At 47.5% G+C, this 20,286-nt stretch carries 18 protein-coding genes; 3 read left to right on the top strand and 15 right to left on the bottom strand.

Going from position 1 to position 20,286, the window contains the following annotated elements; genetic code table 11:
* Window positions 1-42 precede the first annotated feature (42 nt).
* The 15 genes from HU147_RS12785 to HU147_RS12855 all read right to left on the bottom strand — a co-directional run bounded on the left by HU147_RS12785 (window position 43) and on the right by HU147_RS12855 (window position 15,366).
* A complete protein-coding gene (locus tag HU147_RS12785; RefSeq protein ID WP_224076620.1) occupies window positions 43-1,134 on the bottom strand; it encodes an amidohydrolase in 1,092 nt (363 codons plus the stop codon).
* Window positions 1,124-2,260: a mandelate racemase/muconate lactonizing enzyme family protein gene (locus HU147_RS12790; protein WP_224076621.1), complete on the bottom strand. Its 1,137-nt coding sequence runs from the start codon at window positions 2,258-2,260 to the stop codon at window positions 1,124-1,126. Before HU147_RS12790 ends, HU147_RS12785 begins: the two co-directional genes overlap by 11 nt.
* Before the next feature lie 415 nt (window positions 2,261-2,675).
* On the bottom strand, window positions 2,676-3,533 hold the full coding sequence (locus tag HU147_RS12795) for a nuclease-related domain-containing protein (RefSeq protein WP_224076622.1): 858 nt from the start codon (window positions 3,531-3,533) through the stop codon (window positions 2,676-2,678).
* A gap of 91 nt (window positions 3,534-3,624) precedes the next feature.
* On the bottom strand, window positions 3,625-3,849 hold the full coding sequence (locus HU147_RS12800) for a hypothetical protein (protein ID WP_224076623.1): 225 nt from the start codon (window positions 3,847-3,849) through the stop codon (window positions 3,625-3,627).
* 325 nt (window positions 3,850-4,174) lie between these two features.
* On the bottom strand, window positions 4,175-5,794 hold the full coding sequence (locus HU147_RS12805; protein WP_224076624.1) for a M20/M25/M40 family metallo-hydrolase: 1,620 nt from the start codon (window positions 5,792-5,794) through the stop codon (window positions 4,175-4,177).
* Window positions 5,795-5,833: 39 nt separating this feature from the next.
* A complete protein-coding gene (locus HU147_RS12810) occupies window positions 5,834-6,994 on the bottom strand; it encodes an aminotransferase class I/II-fold pyridoxal phosphate-dependent enzyme (RefSeq protein WP_224076625.1) in 1,161 nt (386 codons plus the stop codon).
* Window positions 6,995-7,466: 472 nt separating this feature from the next.
* On the bottom strand, window positions 7,467-8,381 hold the full coding sequence (locus HU147_RS12815) for a DMT family transporter (RefSeq protein WP_224076626.1): 915 nt from the start codon (window positions 8,379-8,381) through the stop codon (window positions 7,467-7,469).
* A gap of 78 nt (window positions 8,382-8,459) precedes the next feature.
* Window positions 8,460-9,920, bottom strand: coding sequence for a sodium/pantothenate symporter (panF, locus tag HU147_RS12820; RefSeq protein ID WP_224076627.1), 1,461 nt, complete (start codon window positions 9,918-9,920; stop codon window positions 8,460-8,462).
* On the bottom strand, window positions 9,917-10,186 hold the full coding sequence (locus HU147_RS12825; protein WP_176294043.1) for a YhdT family protein: 270 nt from the start codon (window positions 10,184-10,186) through the stop codon (window positions 9,917-9,919). Before HU147_RS12825 ends, panF begins: the two co-directional genes overlap by 4 nt.
* Window positions 10,187-10,372: 186 nt before the next feature.
* Window positions 10,373-11,671 carry an efflux RND transporter periplasmic adaptor subunit gene (locus HU147_RS12830; protein WP_224076628.1) on the bottom strand — a complete coding sequence of 433 codons (1,299 nt, stop codon included), beginning with the start codon at window positions 11,669-11,671 and terminating at the stop codon, window positions 10,373-10,375.
* The gene (locus tag HU147_RS12835) at window positions 11,664-12,374 is read right to left on the bottom strand and encodes a hypothetical protein (protein WP_224076629.1); all 711 of its coding nucleotides are present in this window, start codon (window positions 12,372-12,374) and stop codon (window positions 11,664-11,666) included. Before HU147_RS12835 ends, HU147_RS12830 begins: the two co-directional genes overlap by 8 nt.
* A gap of 190 nt (window positions 12,375-12,564) precedes the next feature.
* Entirely contained in the window at window positions 12,565-12,786 is a 222-nt protein-coding gene (locus tag HU147_RS12840; RefSeq protein ID WP_036809843.1) for a DUF2187 family protein, read from the bottom strand.
* Window positions 12,787-12,918: 132 nt separating this feature from the next.
* The gene (locus HU147_RS12845) at window positions 12,919-13,842 is read right to left on the bottom strand and encodes a S66 peptidase family protein (RefSeq protein WP_224076630.1); all 924 of its coding nucleotides are present in this window, start codon (window positions 13,840-13,842) and stop codon (window positions 12,919-12,921) included.
* A 596-nt stretch (window positions 13,843-14,438) separates the two neighbouring features.
* Window positions 14,439-14,903: a transcriptional regulator gene (locus HU147_RS12850; RefSeq protein ID WP_224076631.1), complete on the bottom strand. Its 465-nt coding sequence runs from the start codon at window positions 14,901-14,903 to the stop codon at window positions 14,439-14,441.
* Between the two features lie 91 nt (window positions 14,904-14,994).
* Window positions 14,995-15,366, bottom strand: coding sequence for a hypothetical protein (locus tag HU147_RS12855; RefSeq protein WP_224076632.1), 372 nt, complete (start codon window positions 15,364-15,366; stop codon window positions 14,995-14,997).
* A gap of 162 nt (window positions 15,367-15,528) precedes the next feature.
* On the opposite strand from HU147_RS12855, the gene HU147_RS12860 reads away from it, so the two are divergent.
* The 3 genes from HU147_RS12860 to HU147_RS12870 all read left to right on the top strand — a co-directional run bounded on the left by HU147_RS12860 (window position 15,529) and on the right by HU147_RS12870 (window position 20,272).
* Complete coding sequence (locus HU147_RS12860; protein ID WP_224076726.1) at window positions 15,529-15,960, top strand: helix-turn-helix domain-containing protein; 432 nt, start codon at window positions 15,529-15,531, stop codon at window positions 15,958-15,960.
* A 62-nt stretch (window positions 15,961-16,022) separates the two neighbouring features.
* Complete coding sequence (locus HU147_RS12865) at window positions 16,023-17,555, top strand: hypothetical protein (protein WP_224076633.1); 1,533 nt, start codon at window positions 16,023-16,025, stop codon at window positions 17,553-17,555.
* A complete protein-coding gene (locus tag HU147_RS12870) occupies window positions 17,552-20,272 on the top strand; it encodes a DEAD/DEAH box helicase (protein WP_224076634.1) in 2,721 nt (906 codons plus the stop codon). Before HU147_RS12865 ends, HU147_RS12870 begins: the two co-directional genes overlap by 4 nt.
* Window positions 20,273-20,286 lie beyond the last annotated feature (14 nt).

Below are 20,286 nucleotides of genomic sequence, written 5' to 3' on the forward strand. Positions count from 1 at the left end.
AACTTTTGTACAATACCCTGAACCTCAAAATGAGAAACCTTTTTAGCTTCTCCGGAGAGTTTCTGCGAGTACGCGCGCGCCGATATCAAGCGCCTCTTTATTGAAGGTCATATCGGGATGATGAAGCCCCGGCACAAGGTCTGCACCGACTCCAAGCATCGCCGCCTTCAATTCAGGCTTTTGGATGGTGTAGAAATGAAAATCATCGGCGCCGGTCGTTTCAAGCGGCGCCGCAGTCCGGTCGTCCCCTACTACGGACCGGATGGCGCTATCGGCAATCTGCATTGCCTCGCCCGATACTTCAGCAGCCGGTGTATAGTCCTCCCATTCCCAGCTGATGTCAACTTCGTGCAGTCCAGCAATTGATTTGAGGCCCGCGTCGATGCGCTCCCGCAGTTCCGCCATCAAGCTATTAGACTGCGACCGCACATCAAGAGCGAACGCTGCGCTTCCGGGGATGATGTTCAACGAGTCGCCGCCTGCCTGGATGTTCGTCAGTTTGGCTGAATACGATTCAAACGGCGAAAAGTAAATCGATTTTACAAATTGATGGATGGCCGCAATCACATCAATGGCATTCTTTCCTTGATGCGGACGCGCACCGTGTGCGTCTACGCCGGTGATTTTGCCTTTCAGGAAAATTCCGGATCCGTGATGGATGGCTGGCGCCACTTGGCCAAACGGCAATTCCTCGATTGGCCGCAAATGCACGCCGTATAAATGCGTCACTTCTTCAATTGCTCCGCGCTCGATCATCGCAAGCGAGCCGTTACCTTTTTCTTCAGCAGGCTGGAAAATAAAGCGGATCCGCTTCGTCAGTGTTTCGTCTTTTAAATAAAGCAGCGCCCCTAGAACCATTGCCATATTTGCGTCATGGCCGCAGGAATGGTTCGCCTGGACTTTGCCGCGCACTTCCTGCCATAAGGCATCGATATCGGCGCGGACCGCAATCACTTGCTCGCCTTTGCCGATTTCCGCAATCAATCCTGTAACATCATCGAAGGTTTTGTGTTTGATTTCGAGTTCTTGCATAATTTCCGCCAGCTTTTTGGTCGTTTCGGTTTCCTGCCAGCTGACTTCCGGATAGGCATGGAAGTGATCAAAGTATTCGAGGATTTTGGTTTTATTGTCCATGTGTTTTGCCCTCTCCTTCTACCGTGCAAGAGGCGACAGTGAGTTTTTGGAGCTGGTTTTCGTCCACTTGAATGCCAAGGCCCGGCTCACCGGAAAGATGGACGTAAGGCAATTGATAGTCGAGGTTGCCAATTTCTTCAGAGAACAGGAGCGGCCCTGTCAGTTCCGCCGATTGGATGTTGCGGCGCGCCATGACCGCATGGTAGCCGGCAGCGGATCCGACTGACGACTCCACCATCGAACCGATTTGGGCAATGATGCCTGCTGCTTCGGCCGCTTTTGCCATTTGGACCGCCGGGAAGATGCCGCCGCATTTCATCAGCTTAATGTTGATGTAGTCGGCCGCTTCCAAGCGGATGATTTCAAGCACGTCTTCCATCGTCTGGACGCTTTCGTCCGCCATAATCGGCGTCGATGTTTTCTTGCGGACATCGGCAAGCCCACGGATGTCGCCCATGCGAATCGGCTGTTCAATCCAAGTAAGATGAACGTCCGCTAATTGGTTGATCGTTTGTACCGCATGCCCGACCGTTTTCCACCCTTGGTTGACGTCGATGCGGATTGGCATAGCCGGCCCGACCGCTTGTCGTACGGCATAAATGCGTGCAATGTCGGTTGCCGAGTCGCTGCCGCCCACTTTGAGCTTTAGGCTGCTGAATCCTTCATCCATTGCCCGTTTCGCTTTTTCCGCCATGATTTCCGGTGCTTCGATGCTCAGCACTTTTGGATACTGCAAATGTTCATGCGCCTGTCCGCCGATCAAGTTGTAGACCGGCTGCCCTGCCGCTTTTCCCATCAAGTCGTAGCACGCCATGTCAATCGCGGCTTTTGCCGCTGGATTGCGGGCAATGGCTGCATTCATAAGGTGGTGGATCTCTTCGATATCGAACGGGCTTTGGCCGAGAATTTCCGGAACGAGTACGTTCTTTAAGATTTCATATGTCCCGCTGACCTGCTCTCCCGTGACATGCTCATCCGGCACCGCTTCGCCGTAGCCAATAATTCCGGTATCCGTTTCCAGCTTCACAATAACTGCCGGCATATTCGGATATGTCGCATAGGAAATGATAAACGGTTCTTTCAACGGAAACTCCACACTGTAAATTTCGGCCTTCACAATCTTCATCTCGATCTCCTCCTAATATGTATAGCTTAAATTGTACATGATTGATGGGGAGTGTTGTAGGACAGGAAGGATTATTTTCGGCTTCTGAAGATCAGGAAGGTGAAGAAGTGCGAAGGGTTTATCTATGTTTTCGGTGGGGTTTATCTTTGTTATTTTTGTTTCTAAAGGAGTTTTTCGGATTTCTATCGGTGTTTTTTGAGTTCCTATCGACGTTCTGGTACATACCACCTGCTTAAAAACCAAGTTCAAGTGATTTGAACGGAAAAGACCTTCGCTGCACGCAAAGGTCTCCTCAAAGACTAAACATGCATTTCGCTGTTGGCGAAATGCGGGGCGGGTTCTATCTGTGCTTTTTCGATTTCTATCAGAGTTTTTAAGTTTTCTATCGGAGTTTTTAGGTTTTCTATCGGAGTTTTCACCGTTTCTTTCGCTGTTCTTGTTTTTGTCTATAGAACCGATGTCTTCTTCCACCGACTTCTTCCAGGTTATTTCTCCGCAATGCATGTTTTGCTGCGTCTGTCGTCTGCACACCCAGAAAGGTTTTGCATTCATTAGTAGTGATGGTCGATTTGATGAGCATAAACCATTCGTCAATCGCTTCTAGGTGCGCGTCCTTGCTAAACAAATTGCACGGCGCACATTCCCATTTGCGGACAATGCGGTTCATTTTTCTCAATCGGCATCGGGGGCAATATACGCCTGGCTGGATATCTCGTGGGTTGATTCTCAAGTTGGGGGCTAGGGGAAACGGCTGGTATTTTTGATTCATGGCGAGCAGTTGTGCACCGAGGGAATGCAATTGTTCTTCAGTTAAAAGCTGATTGCCGATTTCCATGCGATGAAGCTGAAAAAACAATTCATCTGCAATCCAAACCGTTGCGTCCGCCGGCACGTTTTCAATGACTTGCGAAGGATAGGCCATGATGACCGCCGTTTGGACAGGCAAGGTGTATCCAATTTTCCTGAGGACCTTTTCCATTTTTATCTTTGCCGTTTCAGCTTGGACTACGGGGCTTTTAAAATAGCGTTGGTTTCCATTTTGAAAAGTTTGATGCAGTACACTGGGGTTTGTTTGGTGCCTTAACTTTCCTCCCATATTTTTAATTTCCAATATGAATAGGCGGTCTTGAGTAATGATGATCGTGTCGATCTGGCTGCGATCAGGCAGCGACAAGTCTTGGATGACCACAAAGGGATAGTTCGGCTCAAAGAATGAAAGAAGTTCGTCCACCCGCTCTTCCCCTCCTGCACCTGCTCTTTCATAGTTCAACATTTCAAGGACAGTTCCAGTTTTTTCATGGCCGACAGGCAGCCTTTTTAGTAAGGCTTCATAACCGGCAATTTTCTCTGTGCGTTTTCGGTATTTAATGATTATTTCCCTCACCTCCTTGCTCTATTGTAGCAAGCAGCGTATAGATATTCCATAAATATCCAAATCTCGTTTTTGAAGCGTTATTTCGCGGAGAAAATGAGATTTGAAGCTCAAAGTTTTTCAATTGCGGAGAATCCTTATCGATGTTTTTAACAGGTTTTATCTCTATTTTTTTATTTCTATCGAAGTTTTCCGTTTTTCTATCGACGTTTTTCAAGTTTCTTTTCGAAGTTATGAAGCTTCTTATCGATGTTCTTATAAAAACCTGCCTGCCGATACCCAAAATCCTGAACGGAAAAGACCTTTGCACACTGCAAAGGTCTCCTTAAAACAAACGATGCATTTCGCTTACCGCGAAATGCCGGAAAACCCATACCAGCGTCTTCTGCTGTTTCTATCGTTGTTTATTTGATTGCTATCGAAGTTTTTCAAGTTCCTATAGGTGTTTTCGAATTTTCTATCAGTGTTTTCCCGCTTTCTATCGAAGTTCTTCCGAACGCCTTCCACAAAAAAAGACCTCCGCTATATGCGAAGGCCTTCTTTTATTCACTGATCGTGCTTTTAACCGCAATCGACAGGATCATTTCTTCCAATAAAATCGGCATTTCTTCAAAGGTATTTTTGATGTGCAGCCGTTCTGTGCGTTTATGGGCATCTTTGCCGAATGGGCCGACGTTGAACACCGGCGCCTGCAAATGCTTCATTGCCTGGAACGGGATGCTGTAAAGGTCGCCGTAAACCGGCGTATTTTTTTCGTAAGTGATCCAGCCGCCGTTTTGGTCAGCGAAGTTCACATAACTTAAATCAGAAATGCCGTTGAAGTAATGGATCTGTTCCAGTTTCAAACCGAATTTCTCCTTGGCGTTTGCCGTCACTTGCTCCAGGCAGCGCTTGACGAGTTCGTTCTCCGATGAATTCACGGCCGGGTAATACGGCGGCGCATAAAGCAGGACGGTCGCCGGCGTCAATTCCTGGCAATTGATCAACAAAATGTCGACAACTCGCATCGATTTATCGCGGACGTCCCATTCCGGATGCATCATGGTATCGTACAGCGCCGCGTTGACGTAGTCGATGCCGAATTTATTGATGGCGTATTTCATCAGTTCCTCAAAGCGAAGAACCCGGATTTCTCCAAGCGGTTCGATGTTTTCGCGTTCACACATTTCCAAATAATCGCGCGTGCAATGTTCCATCGCTTCAATGGCCACTTTCTCGAATTGCTCGAACACTTCTTCCGCAGTTTTTTCCATAAGGAAGACATTGTACATCGCGCTGGTCCGGTATGGCGTCTGCGCCGAATACTCAAGTTTCATATCGCGCTGCATCAACGTCACCGGCAGCGGCGTCTTTTCCCCGTAGACGGTTTCGCGGAACGAAGTATTCCATTCCATGCGGTGCGTCAAATACGTTGAAATGTAGCTCGACGTGATGCCGGACAGCGGTTCGCCGACATGCGTTTCTTTTCCGTAGAACAACGCCGACGGCATAATTTTTCCGATGGATCCGGTATAGATGTAGTGGGCCATGTCGCCTGGATATTGGGCAAAGACGGGCTCGCCATTCAAGAATAGAATGTACTCGAGGCCGTGTTCACGCTCGAGATCCAGCAATTTCGAAACGCCGTAGCGCATGCCGGCAGAGTTCACTTCTTCATCTGCAACTGTCACCAGCAGCAAATTGATCGGCCACTCTTCAGCCGCCGCTTTTTCAATCAATGCCATATGAAGCGCAAGGCCGGCCTTCATATCCATCGTGCCCCGGCCGAAGAGGTATTCGCCTGATTCCAGGTCTGCTTGCGCTTCCGGATCCAACTCATCCTGCACTTTTTTGAACGCTTCCGCCAATTCCAGCGGGCTGCAGGCAAGCGGCTCCAAATCGCCGTACTCGGAAGTATGCACCGTATCGTAATGGCTGATCAGCACAATTGTTTCCACCGCTTCCGGATGCTTATAAAGCGCCGTCAGGTTTTCGCGCCCCCAGTTTACCGCACTGAGCGACAAGCGCTCCGGGTACTCCTGGAAATACGGCAGCATCTCCAGCTTTTCTTTCAGCTTATAAGCGAATTCGACTTCGCCGTCTGTCAGCGTCATGCTTTTCCAGCTCACCAGTTCAATCAATAATTCCTGCAACTTTTCGGGAGTCCCCCAGTATGCCGTCATCTCTATGCCCTCCTCTAAATGCTGCTCTTCAAGCTCTTTTTACAGTTGCCGTGTTTTCAGCCAAGCGCCCATGCGGTTCATCGCCTCTTCAAGCGTTTCCATGGAATAGGCGTAGGAAATCCGCAGGAAGCCTTCCCCGTTTTTGGTGAACGCCGATCCCGGAACAGCTGCTACTCCCCCTTCTTTCAATAAAGCCGTAGCAAATTCAAAAGAAGTCATCCCGTATTTCGCGATCGAAGGAAATATGTAGAAGGCTCCTGTCGGTTTAACGACGTCCAGACCCATTTCAACCAGTTTCCCGTATACAAAATCACAGCGTTCGCGGTATGCACGGTTCATCACTTCCGGTGCATCGCGGTTGTTTTTCAATGCTTCGATGGCAGCGTACTGGCTCGGCACCGAAGCGCACACCGTATTGTACATATGCACTTTCAATACTTGCTGCACATATTGTTCCGGCCCCAATAAAAAGCCCATGCGCCATCCGGTCATGGAATGGGACTTGGACAAGCCGTGTACCAGGAACGTGCGGTCTTTGATCGAATCAAAACAGGCAAAAGATGTATGTGTGCCTTCAAATGTATTTTCACTGTAGATTTCATCGGTCACGACGAAAATCTCGTGTTTTCTGAGTTCTTCCACAATCGGTTCCATTTGGGCTTTCGTCAAGGTGACGCCGGTTGGATTCGACGGAAAATTAAACAGGATCGCTTTCGTTTTCTCCGTCACCAGCGCCCGGATGGCTTCCACTGTCGGCACCAGCCCGGTTTCTGATGTATCGAGCAAGACCGGCTTGCCGCCGTTCAATTCCACAATCGGCTCGTAGCCCGCAAAGCACGGCGCGGGAATAATCACTTCATCGCCTTCCAAAAGAATCGTCCGGAAGACCGCATCCAGCGCTTCGCTGGCGCCGTTTGTCGCAATAATCTCGGTTTGTGGATTGTATGTAAGTCCATAAGTATCCTGGAAAAACGCCGCAATTTCCTGGCGCAGTTCCAAGAGCCCTGCATTATGGGAATAACCCGTCAAATCAGCTGAAATGGCAGCTTTCCCGGCTTCCTTGACCGGTTCCGGCGTCGGAAAATCCGGCTGGCCGATGGTTAAATTGATGGCATCGGGATAATTCACCAGCTGATTGAAAAACTGGCGGATTCCAGATACTCGAAGCGCTTCTGCGCGTGGATTCAAAGTAAGTGGCATGAACAAAAACTCCATTTCATATTTTGGCTTTCCTCTATTATATTGCAAATTGCCGGAAAATAAAGAGAGACCATTTCCATATAGAAAAAAGCGGCTCATAAACTGAGCCGCTTGATCTTGTAGACAAAAGGATTTTTATGCATGTGAGCTAATTAATGTGCAATTTGGACATCCCGGATCCTCCGTTTCAGCCGGATCCTTAACCTGAAGGCTACCTAGAAGTGTCGCTTTTCTTCTTGAGCTAGCTAGTTGAACGTCATCCGATTTATCGTTCACTTTCAAATCAAAGAGAGTCGCTCCAACCGGTCCGGCCACGGAGACTCCTGTGGGACAGCGAAAGCTGAAGGCCCCGCAGGAGCAGAGCGACGAGGAGACTGAAGCTGAGCCCACGGAAAGCGAAGTGACCGAACCGGTTGGTTTATGCAAGTGTATTTATTTCTTTTATACTTATACTTCTACAATCTGATGTGGCTCATAAACTGAGCCGCTTTCTCCGTTTTTTCAACAAGTCTTCTGCTGCACCCGATCCAAACAGGACGCCAACGATAATCAGCACTAGGCCGAAAAGGTGATTGGTCGTGATTACTTCACCCAAAATGACAGCTGCTCCTACAAGTGAGAAAAAAGTATTCAAGTTCATGAAAATAGCGGCTTTGGTCGGCCCCGCCTGTCCGATGGAATAATTGTAAAGCAAATGTCCGACAGCCGTCCCGAGTACAGCCGAAAAGAAAAACGCTATCCAGAAAGTAGAAGGAACAGTCGCAAAAGCTGCAATTTCCCCGGGTTCTTGGATCAGTGAAATGATGAACAAGACGCCGGCGCCGATGATGAACATATACGCAGTCAATAGACGCGGGTCCATGGAGCCAGCAGCTTTCGAAATGACAATATAGCTAAGCACTTGTACCAAAATGGACAGGAAGACAAAAACATCCCCGATGTTCATGCCCGCCGTCTCACCGCCGCCTACCAGGACAGTTGCAGATACACCGACAAGACCGATTACCACGCCAATCCATTGCAGTTTAGACGGATAGCTGCGCAGAATCAACGAAACCAGTACAGCTGTCAGCATCGGGCCTGTCCCCAGAATCAATCCAGCATTCGTTCCGGAAGTAAGCGCAAGTCCGCTCGACAGGAAATAATGGTGGCCGACTACATTGAGCAAGGCCCCCAGCAAAATGAATTTCCATTCGTTTTTTCGCGGCAGCCGCAGCAATTTCATGCCGGCAAGAATCGCAAAAATCGTCGCCGCGGCTGTGAGAATGCGAAAAGCCGTTAATGTGATAGGGTCCACAAATTCAACCAAGTATTTTACAGAAGGTAAATTAAACCCCCATATGAGCATGACAAAAATTAAAATGGCATAGATTTTCCATTGATTCAATTCAGCTTAGCCTTCTTTCGAGTTCCGAATTATTCACTCATTCTACGCTGAATCGGCAGCAAAGTAAACGGCCATTCTTTATTTAATCATTTTTACATTATAGTCATATGCTTTCCGGCCGATCAGCAGGCTGAAAACGATAAAGGCGATGAACGATAAAACAACCGGAAACGTGACAGTGTGCACGCCGAATAATTCACCGTTGGCGTTGTTATAAAAGTGCAGCGCCACATAGCTCGTGATGCCGACAATCATCGAAGCGAGGGCACCGTATTTATTGCCCCATTTCCAATAAAGGCCAAGCACGACCGGCCAGATAAACGCCGCTTCCAAACCGCCAAAGGCGAACAAGTTCAGGAAAATCAGCAGTTCCGGCGGATTGAGCGCCAGGAGGAACACAATAATGCCGAGTGCACCCGTGATGCCGAATGAGATTCGTTTGACGGCTTTTAAATCTGCATCCGGTTTGATGTAGTTTAAATACACATCTTTTACGATTGTCGAAGAAACGAGAATGAGCAGTGAATCGACGGTCGACATGATGGCGGCCATCGGAGCGGCAAGGACGATTCCCGCGGCCCAAGCCGGCAAAGTTTCCAACGCAATCAGCGGAATGACTTTATCGCCGATGTCGATGCCCGGCAAGATCGGACGCGCAAAAATGCCGATCAGGTGCATATTCAGCATGATAAAGCCGGTCACGACCGTGCCGATAATTAGCGCTCGGTGCATCGATTTAGAATTTTTATACGACATTGCCCGAACTGCGATTTGCGGCAAACCAACGACTCCGACACCCACCAGAATCCAGAAGGACGACACATACGCCATGCTTAAATTGCCATCCGCGCCAAAAGGCGTCACGAGATTCGGGTTTTCAGTGATCAAGTCGTTCATAATGTTCGGAATGCCCCCGCCCGCAATGATGACCGCAATCAAAAGGACGAGTGTGCCGACAAACATGACAGCTCCTTGCACGGCATCTGTCACTGCAACTGCACGGAATCCGCCGATGGTTACGTAGACAAGAACAGAAACGGCAAAAATGAACAACGCTGTATTATAGGACAAGCCGGTCAATGACTCAACAAGGCGTGCACCGCCAATCCACTGGGCTGCCATTGCTGAGAACAAAAAGATGATGATGCTGAGGGCCGATAGGATGACGACCCAATTGCTTTGGTAACGCGCTTTTAAAAAGTCGATCATCGTTACCGCATTATAGCGGCGCGCCATGATCGCGAATTTTTTGCCTAAAATCATCAGGACGAAGTAACCTGTCACGACTTGGGTCATGGCAAGCAGGACCCAGCCGAAGCCCATTGTATAAGCGGTACCTGGACCACCGAGGAAACTGGATGCACTGCCGTAAGTGGCAACCATTGTCATGGCCAGTACAAAGCCGCCAAGCTCCCGGCTGCCAAGGAAATAGTCATTGATAAAGCTGGAACTGGATGACAATTTAGTGCTCGACCAATAACCGATTGCAAAAATGATGGCTAAAAAAACAAGCATTGGAATGATAACTGCAAAATTCATCGTTCATCTTCCTCCTCTTCAAATGGCACTTCTACAAAGAAGAACTTCACGATGACAATGACGAGCACCACAATCAATAGGAAGCCGACGACGCAGCTGTAGAAAAACCAATCCGGCAAGCCGAAAATGTACGTGTATTCTTCTACGGGGCGCGAACCCATTCCATAAGCAAAGCCGAACCACCAAATAAAATTAAAAATTGCTAAGCCCAACCCAATCAGTGCTTCGCGGTTGGCGATTTTAAACCGCCAGTCTGTTTCTTTCAACTCAATCACTCCGTTTCGTTATCTGTGCTTTAACGGCAAAGCTGCCTCTTATTCGCTGAACAGGTCTTTTTATTCTATTATCGTATCAATTGCGCCGGTGCCTGTCACCCACACAATTTCCCGCCTTTAAGTTCGGCCGCAAAAAACCCCCGGAAGCTGACGCTTTCGGGGGTGATTGCTTAAGGGTTACTGTGCCAACAAGAACTCAACATAGTTTCGCCAATTGGTATTTTTGGCAAATTCGTAGTCGGGCCGCTCACTTGGAAATGGCATAAAGATTTGCGGCGCTGTTTTAAAGTTTCTGAGTGTGTCGTCTTTCAGCAAGATTGTGCCTGCTGCTACTCCGTCAGACAAGACTGCTTTTCCATCCACATCAAAATTAATGGTAACTGGAACAGCCGCTCCAAGGCCGGATTCATTCAGCACATAAGTTGAACCGCTCATATCGTATCGGTCAAAAATCCATCGCTGCGGAACCGCTACGGCATCCGCCGCTTCGTTAACAGTAATTTCTGCATTGGCCGTGCTGCCGAACGGCACGCCTTCCGTAATCGGCTCATCCGCCAAAATCTGCACTTCGTAAAAGGCGATCGGATTGGCTTGTTCTTTCGGATCCAGGGCCTGGTATGCTTTCAGCCATCTGGAATCGTCTGCAGGAACCTCGGATACACTTAAGACGGTTCCGGAAACTGCTCCCTTTAAGCCAGCTGTCTGGACGAGCACCCGGTCCTGGGCTGTGACACCTTGCCATTCATCTTCCAGTACATACGTGACAAATAGTTTTTCGGTCGAATAAATTTCCACGCTTAATGGATTGGAATCCCGATTTACTTTTGAAACAATGCCTTCTACTGGACTGACAAGTGCAGGATTGGAAAGGCTTTGGCTCAATTGGGCCCCAATAACGGCCAATTGGGATTCGATTGCCGCCAGGCGCTGGTTGGCCTGCGCAATTCCTGTTGCATAAGAGCCGTCTTGCGGCACTTCAACACCGACAGACAAATCCACGTTAAATTCAATGGTATCGCCGTCTTCATTCGTAATGGTAGAGCGGTCTGTGGCACTTTCAGATTCAGAGCCGCCTTGTGCGGCCAGCGCAGATTCCAATGCTCTTAGTGAGTTTTGGACTTCGCTTTTTTCCGACTCTAAAGCCTGTTTCTCAGATTCCCATAAAGCACGCTGTTCCTCTGATTCTGCTTCGTTCAACAAAGCCAGTTCTGAACCGGCCTGAACCACATCGCCTTCATTCACTACCCATTGGTCAATCGCTTCTCGGTCCTGAACGTAAATCTGAGTGGTGTCCCGAGGCGCGGCGATGGCTTCTTTCGGCAATTTTTCCGTATATGTATTCGGATAAGCCCGTTCGTATTCGCTGACGTAGACATTTTTTGAAATAATGCTTTTCTCCCCAAACATCAACAATGCATTAGCGGCGATAAATGCAGTTATCGCGACGGAAAGTCCGATGAAAAAAAATCTATTCATTGGGAACTCCCCCTCTCGTGAAATCGTTCAGCATTTCTTCGAGCGGTACGTATGCGCTGAAGGCGCCGATGGCTAGTGCCACTGCCGTATGCAATAAAATCAGCAGCAAGAGGATCAGTTTAGGTGAGAAATTCGTAAAACTGCGGACATAGCGATATTGAAACGCGATGATCAATGCCGTAAAAATCGTCACTTGGTTAAAGAAAAACAGAATGAATGTATAGTTGAAAATCGTATTGTCCAAGAACGTTGCGGCCAATGGCCCGAACGAAAACAAGGAAACCGGCATCGTGAATCCGGCTATAGCAAACAGGAGGAACAGCAGCGCTTTTTCAATCAGAAGGATAGCCAATACATAAGACTGCATCACCAAAGCTGCCCGAAACGGCACCTTAGTGAATTTGCTGAACAAGAAAGCCACTCCGTATGTATGAAAAGCCATATAAAAGCCGGCCCACAGCAATGTACCGAGAAGCGAAGTCCACCGGGCCAAAGTATAGGTTTCCCAAGAAGCTTCCGCTAAATAAGGCGTCAATGACTTGGTGTTCATCCCCCAAATTTCACTTAGTGCAAAAAGAAGCAGACCCAGTGCAAAAATCCCAAAAAGCCGCTGATTGAATTTCCGTATATTGTTTTCCTGCAAATTATGTATCAAATCTCCATGGCGAGCAAAATAATGCCAAAATTTAAAGTCAAATGTCATTCGTTGTGATTCCTTTCGGCGCAAATGATGGTTCTGCTCTTTTACTTTACCAAAAAAAACAGCGCTTTGAAACGTTTAAGTTACCACATTTTTCAATATTCGATTCTTTGAACAGAAAGGCACAGGGAAAATCCGTTAAAGCTTTAAAAACAATAAAAAACCTCTGCATTTCTGCAAAGGTTTTCCACGCTTAAACGATTTTGTATTTCTTATGTGAAATTACGGTCATATTGGATGCTGCGCCAATTTCCTTTGCATCTTCAGGTGAAATTTCGACGATCACCGAGTTGTCCATAATTTTATAGATAGTTCCGTTGACTTCCACGCCATTGCGGGTGAAAGAAATCCATTCACCAATTCTGCGAGCTGCTACGAATTCTGATACTTCTTTTTCATGCGGTTGAAATGCCATATTTATCCTCGCCTCTCTTTAGTAGAAACAATATCTATTCATTATAGCACAAATCAACCAGTATTTCACCTCTTAAGCTGACAGCATCCGCAGAAAAATATATGAAAAACTCATTTTTTGCGTATATTCCGCTTACTCCACGCCTGGTAAAATCGTCAGCGTTTTGTCGTCTGCGTCGAGCCGTGCCTGTACGCCAAGCGGCACTGAAAAATGCGGTTCACAATGGCCGATTTTAAATCCTTTGACGACCGGCACTTTCAAGTCTTTAAAATAATCATCAAGCACTTCGTCCAGCGTGAGCGAGCGCTCTTTGTTCTTCGGTTCGGCGTTTTTGAAGTCGCCAATCACAATGCCGGCCACTTCATCGAACTTCCGGGCCATCTTCAGATGATTCAGCAGCTCATCCACTTGATACGGCTCTTCGTCGATATCTTCAATCAACAGGATTTTGCCTTTTACATCCAGTTCGAATTTCGTTCCGATGCCGCTCCGGATCAGCGACAGATTCCCGCCGACCAGCTCTCCTTGGGCTACTCCGCCGGCCAGTGCAGTAAGCGGTGAAATTTCTTCGGAATAATACAATTCAAACGGCCCAAACAATTGCCCGAACATCCGGGCGCTGCGCTCGTGGAACGTTTCCTTGCCAACGTCTGAAGCGAGCATTGGCCCGTGGAACGTTACCAGCTCGGCATATTCCCCGATGGCTGTATGTAAAAAGGTGATATCCGAATAGCCCCAGAATACTTTCGGGTTTTCTTTGATCATCTGGAAATCGATGCGGTCTGTATAGCGCGCTGCGCCGTACCCTCCGCCTGCGCAGATAATGCCTGCAATTTCGGGGTCTTCAAACATGGCATGCAAATCCGTCAGCCTGTCGTCATCAGTTCCTGCCAAATGGCCGTTCTTTGCTTCCACCGATTTCCCCATTTTAATGTTCAAGCCGAGGCTTTCCAAAAAAGGCAATGCTTTTTTCAAGTTCTCCAAATTCGGCGGGCTTGAAGGTGAAATGATTCCCACTGTATCGCCTTTTTTCAATCGTCTTGGTAAGGTCCGCATAATCGATCCACTCCTATTTCCATTAATATCGTTGAAGCCACAATCCGCGTCTCCATCTTTCCCTGCAGATTGGAACACTTTCTTTATCCAAGCATACCGTTTATCCCGAAAAAGTAAAACTTCAATGGAATGCCCGTCTTTAAACGATTGAGTTCTGATTAAGATGGCTTAAGCGATTTTTATAAAACAAACTATAAATTTAGAATTTTTAGTCATTTAGATTCATGACAATCTTTTGATATTCCTCTATAATAAAAAACAAGTTATAAATCGGTTAGCTTAACCTCTATAACTTACCGGGCGAGATCTTCTTTTATCCCCATATTGAAACCTAGAGGAGTGGATCAAGATGAATTTTGACAAAGTATTGGAACTAGAGTGGGAAGATCTTGCAATTGGCATGGCCGGTTCAACCATCTTAATGGTTGCCTTAAATTTCTTCACATTAATGTAAGAGGTGACTTATGCATATCGGCGTATATTAAAAGCCCTTTTCCGGTTAACTGGAAAAAGGGCTTTTATTCATTTTTGGGCATACAAAAACGCCTGCTCTTAAATGATTCGGGCAGACGTTTTATCCTGGGGCTGGTTTCACGTTACAAACCTCCATTAAGTTGTTGTTTTTGTTGTTTGAGCAAGTCGTTGAACATGGCTTCATCATGTAAAGTCAACGCATGGTCTATCATCCGGTTGAAATTTTCCTGTTCCAGAAATTGAATCGCTTCTTCCGCTTCCTGCTTGGCCTGATCGTTCACTTCAAGCAAGCCTTCTCTTTCTTCCTGTAGGATTGCTTGAAGATGCATGTGGATATCAGACACGAGCAATAGCTGATACAATGGCAGCCGAATAAACCGATTGCCTTTTTGGAAGACGAACACTTCAGATAGGTTTTCTACCTGGAATGTATTCAAATTGACAACTATCTCTTTGCCTTCTACCGGGATAAAATGAAACAGTTCATCGTCTTTTAAAATCGAGAAATATTGATAGGCGAAAACAAATCGGACAAGATGATCTTCTTTCTTTGTATAAAAAGGTTTCATCAATTTTACGTGCAGCATGACACTCCCCCCCTTTGCAAAAAGATAGAATATTCTTACTATATTCAGTATAGCATAAATTTGTGATTTCGGATACGAAAAAGCACAAGGATTATTCCTTGAGGCTGAAATCCTCGCGGACCAGATAATTTGGAGAAACGACAAAATGCATCTGATCTTGGCGAATCCGGATAAAAAAGGCATCCAGCAGTGACCTCAAAAATTGTTGAAATTCCCGGTCTTCCATTTCGCCTTTTTGAAAAACAATGCGGTTCGCGGCCAAATCGATTTGCACTGATTCAACAGGGCCGCCTGTCGCAGCCATATTCCGAAGCATGAACCCATGGGAAGACGAAGAAACCTGCCATTTGATTTTTTGGAACCCCTGGCCTGCATGCCGCAGAAAAATTTCCCATTGTCCAATTGAATCTTGACTTATTACATACCCCAAATCCGGAATTTCCAAAACATACTCGTCTATCAACTTTCATTCCTCCGCTCTTTTATTCTTATAGGTCTAATATAATGGAATCATACCATTTTTATACCAATATAATAGTATCGCTTTTCGGACTTGCCAAATTGGCATTTTAACCGGTTCTCCTTTCTTTTTTTCGTAAAGTGAAAGGAAGGAGCGGTGATTCTGATGAAATTCCACGAGCGCTTAAAAGCTTATCGATCCAATTTGAACATCCCACAAAAAGAAGTGGCAAAACGGCTGAATGTCGACCCTTCTGTTATTTCCAGATATGAAGACGGCAAACGCAATATTGTCGTTGACCGGCTCGCCGAAATCCAGCGGGCTTATAATATTCCAGATGAACATTTTTTCGATATGGTGATCCATCCGGATAATAAACATTCGCGGCTGCAGCCGGAACAAACCAAAGAACTTCAAACCCAATACAATGATGCCGTTTATTTTTCCCATCAGGATTTGCTGCATTCTGAACGCTTCCGTTATTTATTCGTTGCGCTGGCTTCCCTGCCTGATGATGTCCGGGAGTCTGTACTGAAGAAAATGACCAAAGAAATCGATGCGCTAAAATCTGCATATCGGCCGAAAGATCACGATTAACTTTCCTTCAACGTCTGTGAGGCGTATAATAGAAGGAAAGTTTTTATTTTGGAGCGATGCATATGGCTACGGTTCAATCCCTGGCAAAAAGGTTCGATGATACGATTTACAATTATATGGCTGCTGTCGAAAAATCACTCATTCCATCGCGTGAGCAGGATGAGGAAATGGTTCGAAAAGCAGTCTTTTTAGTGCGCCATGACGGCGTTCAGATTTTGTCGTTCAATGAAGAACGGCTTCTGCTTGAAGCAATCGTCAAGGATGCCCATACCGTTAAAGTCCTGTTGAATTTTGATAAAATGACTGCAGCCTGCGCCTGCCCGCAAGACGAAATGTGCCGCCATAAGCTGGCGGTCATATTTGCCCTTTACCAGAAAATCGGTTCCTTATCCGAATGGGTCGCAAAATGGCGTTCGCGCCCTTCCGATCCCGTTGCGGCATTAACAGGCAAACGGTCTCCGGAACAATGGACGGGGCTGATCCGGAATGCGTGGCGTGAGCCGATTCCGGATTACACGACCCGCAATTATTTTTATTTTGAACAGATGTACGAAGGGCGCTTGAAAAACGCCCTGTCCTTTGTCCCGCTTGAACGTGAATGGAAAGTGTTTTACCGCACTTATGCCCATTTGATTTCCCTTATGGAAGTTTGGGACACTTATATCGCAGGTACTGAAGAAGTGCACCATTCCTTTTTCAAGACCTGGTTTGATGATGAAATGCATGCGCTCCGTGATTTGCTGGAACAATTGCGGGTCCAGCACCGCACCTTTGAAGCAGACGATTTTTTGAAACATTTGCGGGGGCTGGTCCGTTCGTTTATCCAAGTAAGAGATGGATCGTTTTCCCAGCGCTTTTCGGTATATCGTCTGTTTTGGACCAACCTGTTTACGACCAATAAATTGCGGCTTGATGAAATCGGCGCTTTTGACCGCCCCGACAGCCGCATTGAAGCTTTCTTCGCGATCCTATTGGAAGACGATGTTACCGTGAAAAAAATTGCGCCGGATGAAACCCCGGATTGGGTTCAGCTCGCTGTTTTGGCGGAAGAAAACGAACACTCCCAGGCTTTGTCGGCTATTTTGATGGCGGTAAAGCCCCATGTCAGAACCTTCTTGTTTGAAGGCTTGTATACCCAGTACCGCCATCAGTATGTGCGTGTGCTGAGCCGCCTTTTCTCACAGATTCACTTGAGCGAAGCAGACTGGGAAGACTTGTTCAAACAGTTTGGCCATTACGGGCTGCCAGCCTATTCAACATATTTAATCGAAAAGCAATTATATAAACAATGGGCAGAACTGCACCACCTCCACAACTCTCCGCTGTACTTTGCGGAAGAATGCGGCTTAAAGGCCGTACAGGAAGCTGCACCGGATTATGCCTTGCCGCTTTTCCACCGCTATGCGATGGATTATTTGGAAGAACGCAGCCGGCCAAGCTATAAACAGGCGGTCCGGATCTGGAAAAGGATGAAAGCTGCCTGCAAAAAAAGCGGTCAAATGGAGTTCTGGAAAGCGTATATGACGGAAATCCGTACTCAAAACAAGCGACTGCGCGCACTCCAGGAAGAGATCGAGAAAGGAAATCTTTTATGAACCAGTTCCAAACAGAAGGAAGCCGCACGTATTTCCTGAAGATCAACCGGTCCGATGAGTTTCGCATCCAAGCGATCAACGAAGCCGGAAACCGTATCCCTCCGGAAATTTGGAAATCTTATTTGTATTTTCTTGATAAAGAAAGTTTTTATGGGCTGACGGCACGGGTGGATGGCTTGGACCTGCTCCTGACACCGGCGGATTTTGTTCGTTTGTTTCAGCGGGAGCCCCATCATTACGTGTCGTTCCAAGGGCAGCGCGCCGAAGACGAAGCTTGGCTGAATCTGGCTGGAAGAGTGTCGGATTCACTGAACGATCCCGATTTGTGGAACCATGTCTCAGTAGACGGCGATGACATCGTTATTGCCTCGTCTTTCGGTGATTCTGAAATCCAGGCGTTTCTCAGTGAAACGATTCAGCAGCAGTTAAAGCAAAAAGGCTTGGCACCCGCCCAACTCCCTTATATCCAGCATTTTGTCCAGCAAGCAGGTTGGGAAGGGCTGCCGGCTGCCGACGACTATGTCCTGGCTGCCCAGCTGAGCGAACCAGATACCGATGCGTTCTGGTCATTTAAAGTGGTGCTTCGCTCGAAGCGCGGGACCGTTTACTGGTCGCCTTCAAAACGGCGCATGGACGAACCGATCGATAAAGTGCTTCCTGAAAAATGGCGTCCCCATTCCGAGGAAATCAGCCAGCAGCAGATATTGCTGCTGAGCCTATGCCCCTCTGTGGAAAGCTTCGACGAAAGCCGGCTGTACCATGCAGAATGGACCGACGCCCAAGTACTGGAATTCCTGCGCAATGATGCGGAAATTCTCCAGGCATTCGGCATTGAAGTATCCATTCCATCCTGGCTGAAAGCTGTCCAGGAATCCAAAATCCGTGTGCGGGCCAATATTCACTCCCCTGTCAAGAAAGCGTCGGTCGTAGGCCTTGACCAGATCGTTCGTTTTGATTGGCAGTTTTCATTGAACGGCCACGAACTCAGCATGAAGGATTTCCAGGAGCTTGTGGCAGAAAACAAGGAATTTATCCGAATCGGCAACGAATGGGTCCGCGTGGATTCAAACTTGTTGATGCAATTGCGGAAAATGATTGAAGAAGCCGACGATGCAGACTGGACCATCAAAGATATGCTGTTCCAGAACGTGCCGGAAATCATGCTTGATGACACGGTTGATGAAGAAGACCCTCTTGTCGAATTCCAGTTGAACCGCTCGCTGCGCACGCTTCTCGATAAGCTGCTCGATAAGCGCGACTTGCCGGAAACACCGATTCCGCCGGCCTTGCTTACCGAGCTCCGCCCTTACCAAAAAACGGGCTTTGACTATCTCGTGTTTATGCGCCAGGAAGGATTCGGCCTGTGTCTGGCAGATGATATGGGACTCGGAAAAACGGTGCAGCTGATCGCGTATCTGCTGCATGTGCACGGGAAAAACCCGGAACAGCCATCCTTGATCATCTGTCCGACTTCCGTACTCGGCAACTGGCAGAAAGAATTGGAGCGTTTTGCTCCGAACTTGAACGTAGTGGCACATTACGGTACAAACCGGCCAAAAGCCGATGACTTCGCGAAATTCCTGGCGGAAGAAAAGCCGGATGTTGTGTTGTCGACATACGGCATCGCTTCGTCCGATGCAGAAGAAATGCAGGCCATCCACTGGACCAGCATCACGCTCGACGAAGCGCAAAACATCAAGAACATGTATACGAAGCAATCGCGTACCATCCGCAAATTCAAAGGCGATCATCATATCGCGTTGACTGGAACACCAATTGAAAACCGCTTGTCGGAATTATGGTCAATCTTTGATTTCATCAACAAAGGCTACCTGTACCGCATCAAGCAGTTCCAGGAAAACTTCATGATTCCGATTGAGCGGGATGATTCCGAAGAACATAAAGAAAAACTGCGCAAACGCATCCAGCCGTTCTTGCTGCGCCGGACAAAGAAAGACCCGGATCTGCAGCTGAACTTGCCGGAAAAACAAGAGCAGTTGGAGTATTGTCCATTGACGCCGGAACAGGCGGCCCTTTACGAAGGGCTTGTACAGGATACGGTGCAGAAAATGGAGACGCTCACAGGCTTCGAGAAAAAAGGGCTTGTGCTGAAAATGCTGAGCAAATTGAAGCAGTTATGCAACCACCCAGCACTGTATTTAAAAGAACCTTACAGCTCGGCTGAAGAAATACTGCCAAGATCTCAGAAGCTGGAGCGCATTGTGACTCTCGCCGGGGAAATTGCAGAGCGCGGGGAACAATGTTTGATTTTTACGCAGTATATTGGCATGGGCCACTTGCTGCAACAGGCAATCAATGAGCTGTATGGCCATGAAGTGCCGTTTCTAACGGGGAGCATGCCAAAAAATCAGCGCGATTCGCTGGTGGCTGCTTTCCAGGAAGGTAAATTCCCGATTTTCATCTTGTCGCTGAAAGCCGGCGGCACCGGCCTGAATTTGACTGCGGCTACCCATGTCTTGCATGCGGACCGCTGGTGGAATCCGGCTGTTGAAAACCAGGCGACGGACCGGGCTTATCGCATTGGGCAAACCCAATTTGTCCATGTCCATAAGTTTGTAACGATTGGCACGATCGAAGAAAAAATCGATTCGCTGCTGACTCAAAAACAATCGATGTCTGAAGAATTTATCCAATCCAGCCAGTGGATGACCGAGCTCTCCGACAACGAATTGAAAGAGCTGTTTTCCTTTAACTAATAATGATCCGGCCA

It is taken from the genome of Planococcus chinensis (assembly GCF_020071995.1).
Taxonomy (GTDB): domain Bacteria; phylum Bacillota; class Bacilli; order Bacillales_A; family Planococcaceae; genus Planococcus; species Planococcus chinensis_A.

Coding starts and splice junctions, on each gene's coding strand:
- HU147_RS12850 (WP_224076631.1), bottom strand. CDS start 14,903: ATGCTGCACGTAAAATTGATGAAACCTTTTTATACAAAGAAAGAAGAT.
- HU147_RS12840 (WP_036809843.1), bottom strand. CDS start 12,786: ATGGCATTTCAACCGCATGAAAAAGAAGTATCAGAATTCGTAGCAGCT.
- HU147_RS12810 (WP_224076625.1), bottom strand. CDS start 6,994: ATGCCACTTACTTTGAATCCACGCGCAGAAGCGCTTCGAGTATCTGGA.
- HU147_RS12805 (WP_224076624.1), bottom strand. CDS start 5,794: ATGACGGCATACTGGGGGACTCCCGAAAAGTTGCAGGAATTATTGATT.
- HU147_RS12830 (WP_224076628.1), bottom strand. CDS start 11,671: ATGAATAGATTTTTTTTCATCGGACTTTCCGTCGCGATAACTGCATTT.
- HU147_RS12835 (WP_224076629.1), bottom strand. CDS start 12,374: ATGACATTTGACTTTAAATTTTGGCATTATTTTGCTCGCCATGGAGAT.
- HU147_RS12845 (WP_224076630.1), bottom strand. CDS start 13,842: ATGCGGACCTTACCAAGACGATTGAAAAAAGGCGATACAGTGGGAATC.
- HU147_RS12870 (WP_224076634.1), top strand. CDS start 17,552: ATGAACCAGTTCCAAACAGAAGGAAGCCGCACGTATTTCCTGAAGATC.
- HU147_RS12865 (WP_224076633.1), top strand. CDS start 16,023: ATGGCTACGGTTCAATCCCTGGCAAAAAGGTTCGATGATACGATTTAC.
- panF (WP_224076627.1), bottom strand. CDS start 9,920: ATGAATTTTGCAGTTATCATTCCAATGCTTGTTTTTTTAGCCATCATT.
- HU147_RS12785 (WP_224076620.1), bottom strand. CDS start 1,134: ATGGACAATAAAACCAAAATCCTCGAATACTTTGATCACTTCCATGCC.
- HU147_RS12790 (WP_224076621.1), bottom strand. CDS start 2,260: ATGAAGATTGTGAAGGCCGAAATTTACAGTGTGGAGTTTCCGTTGAAA.
- HU147_RS12795 (WP_224076622.1), bottom strand. CDS start 3,533: ATGTTGAACTATGAAAGAGCAGGTGCAGGAGGGGAAGAGCGGGTGGAC.
- HU147_RS12860 (WP_224076726.1), top strand. CDS start 15,529: ATGAAATTCCACGAGCGCTTAAAAGCTTATCGATCCAATTTGAACATC.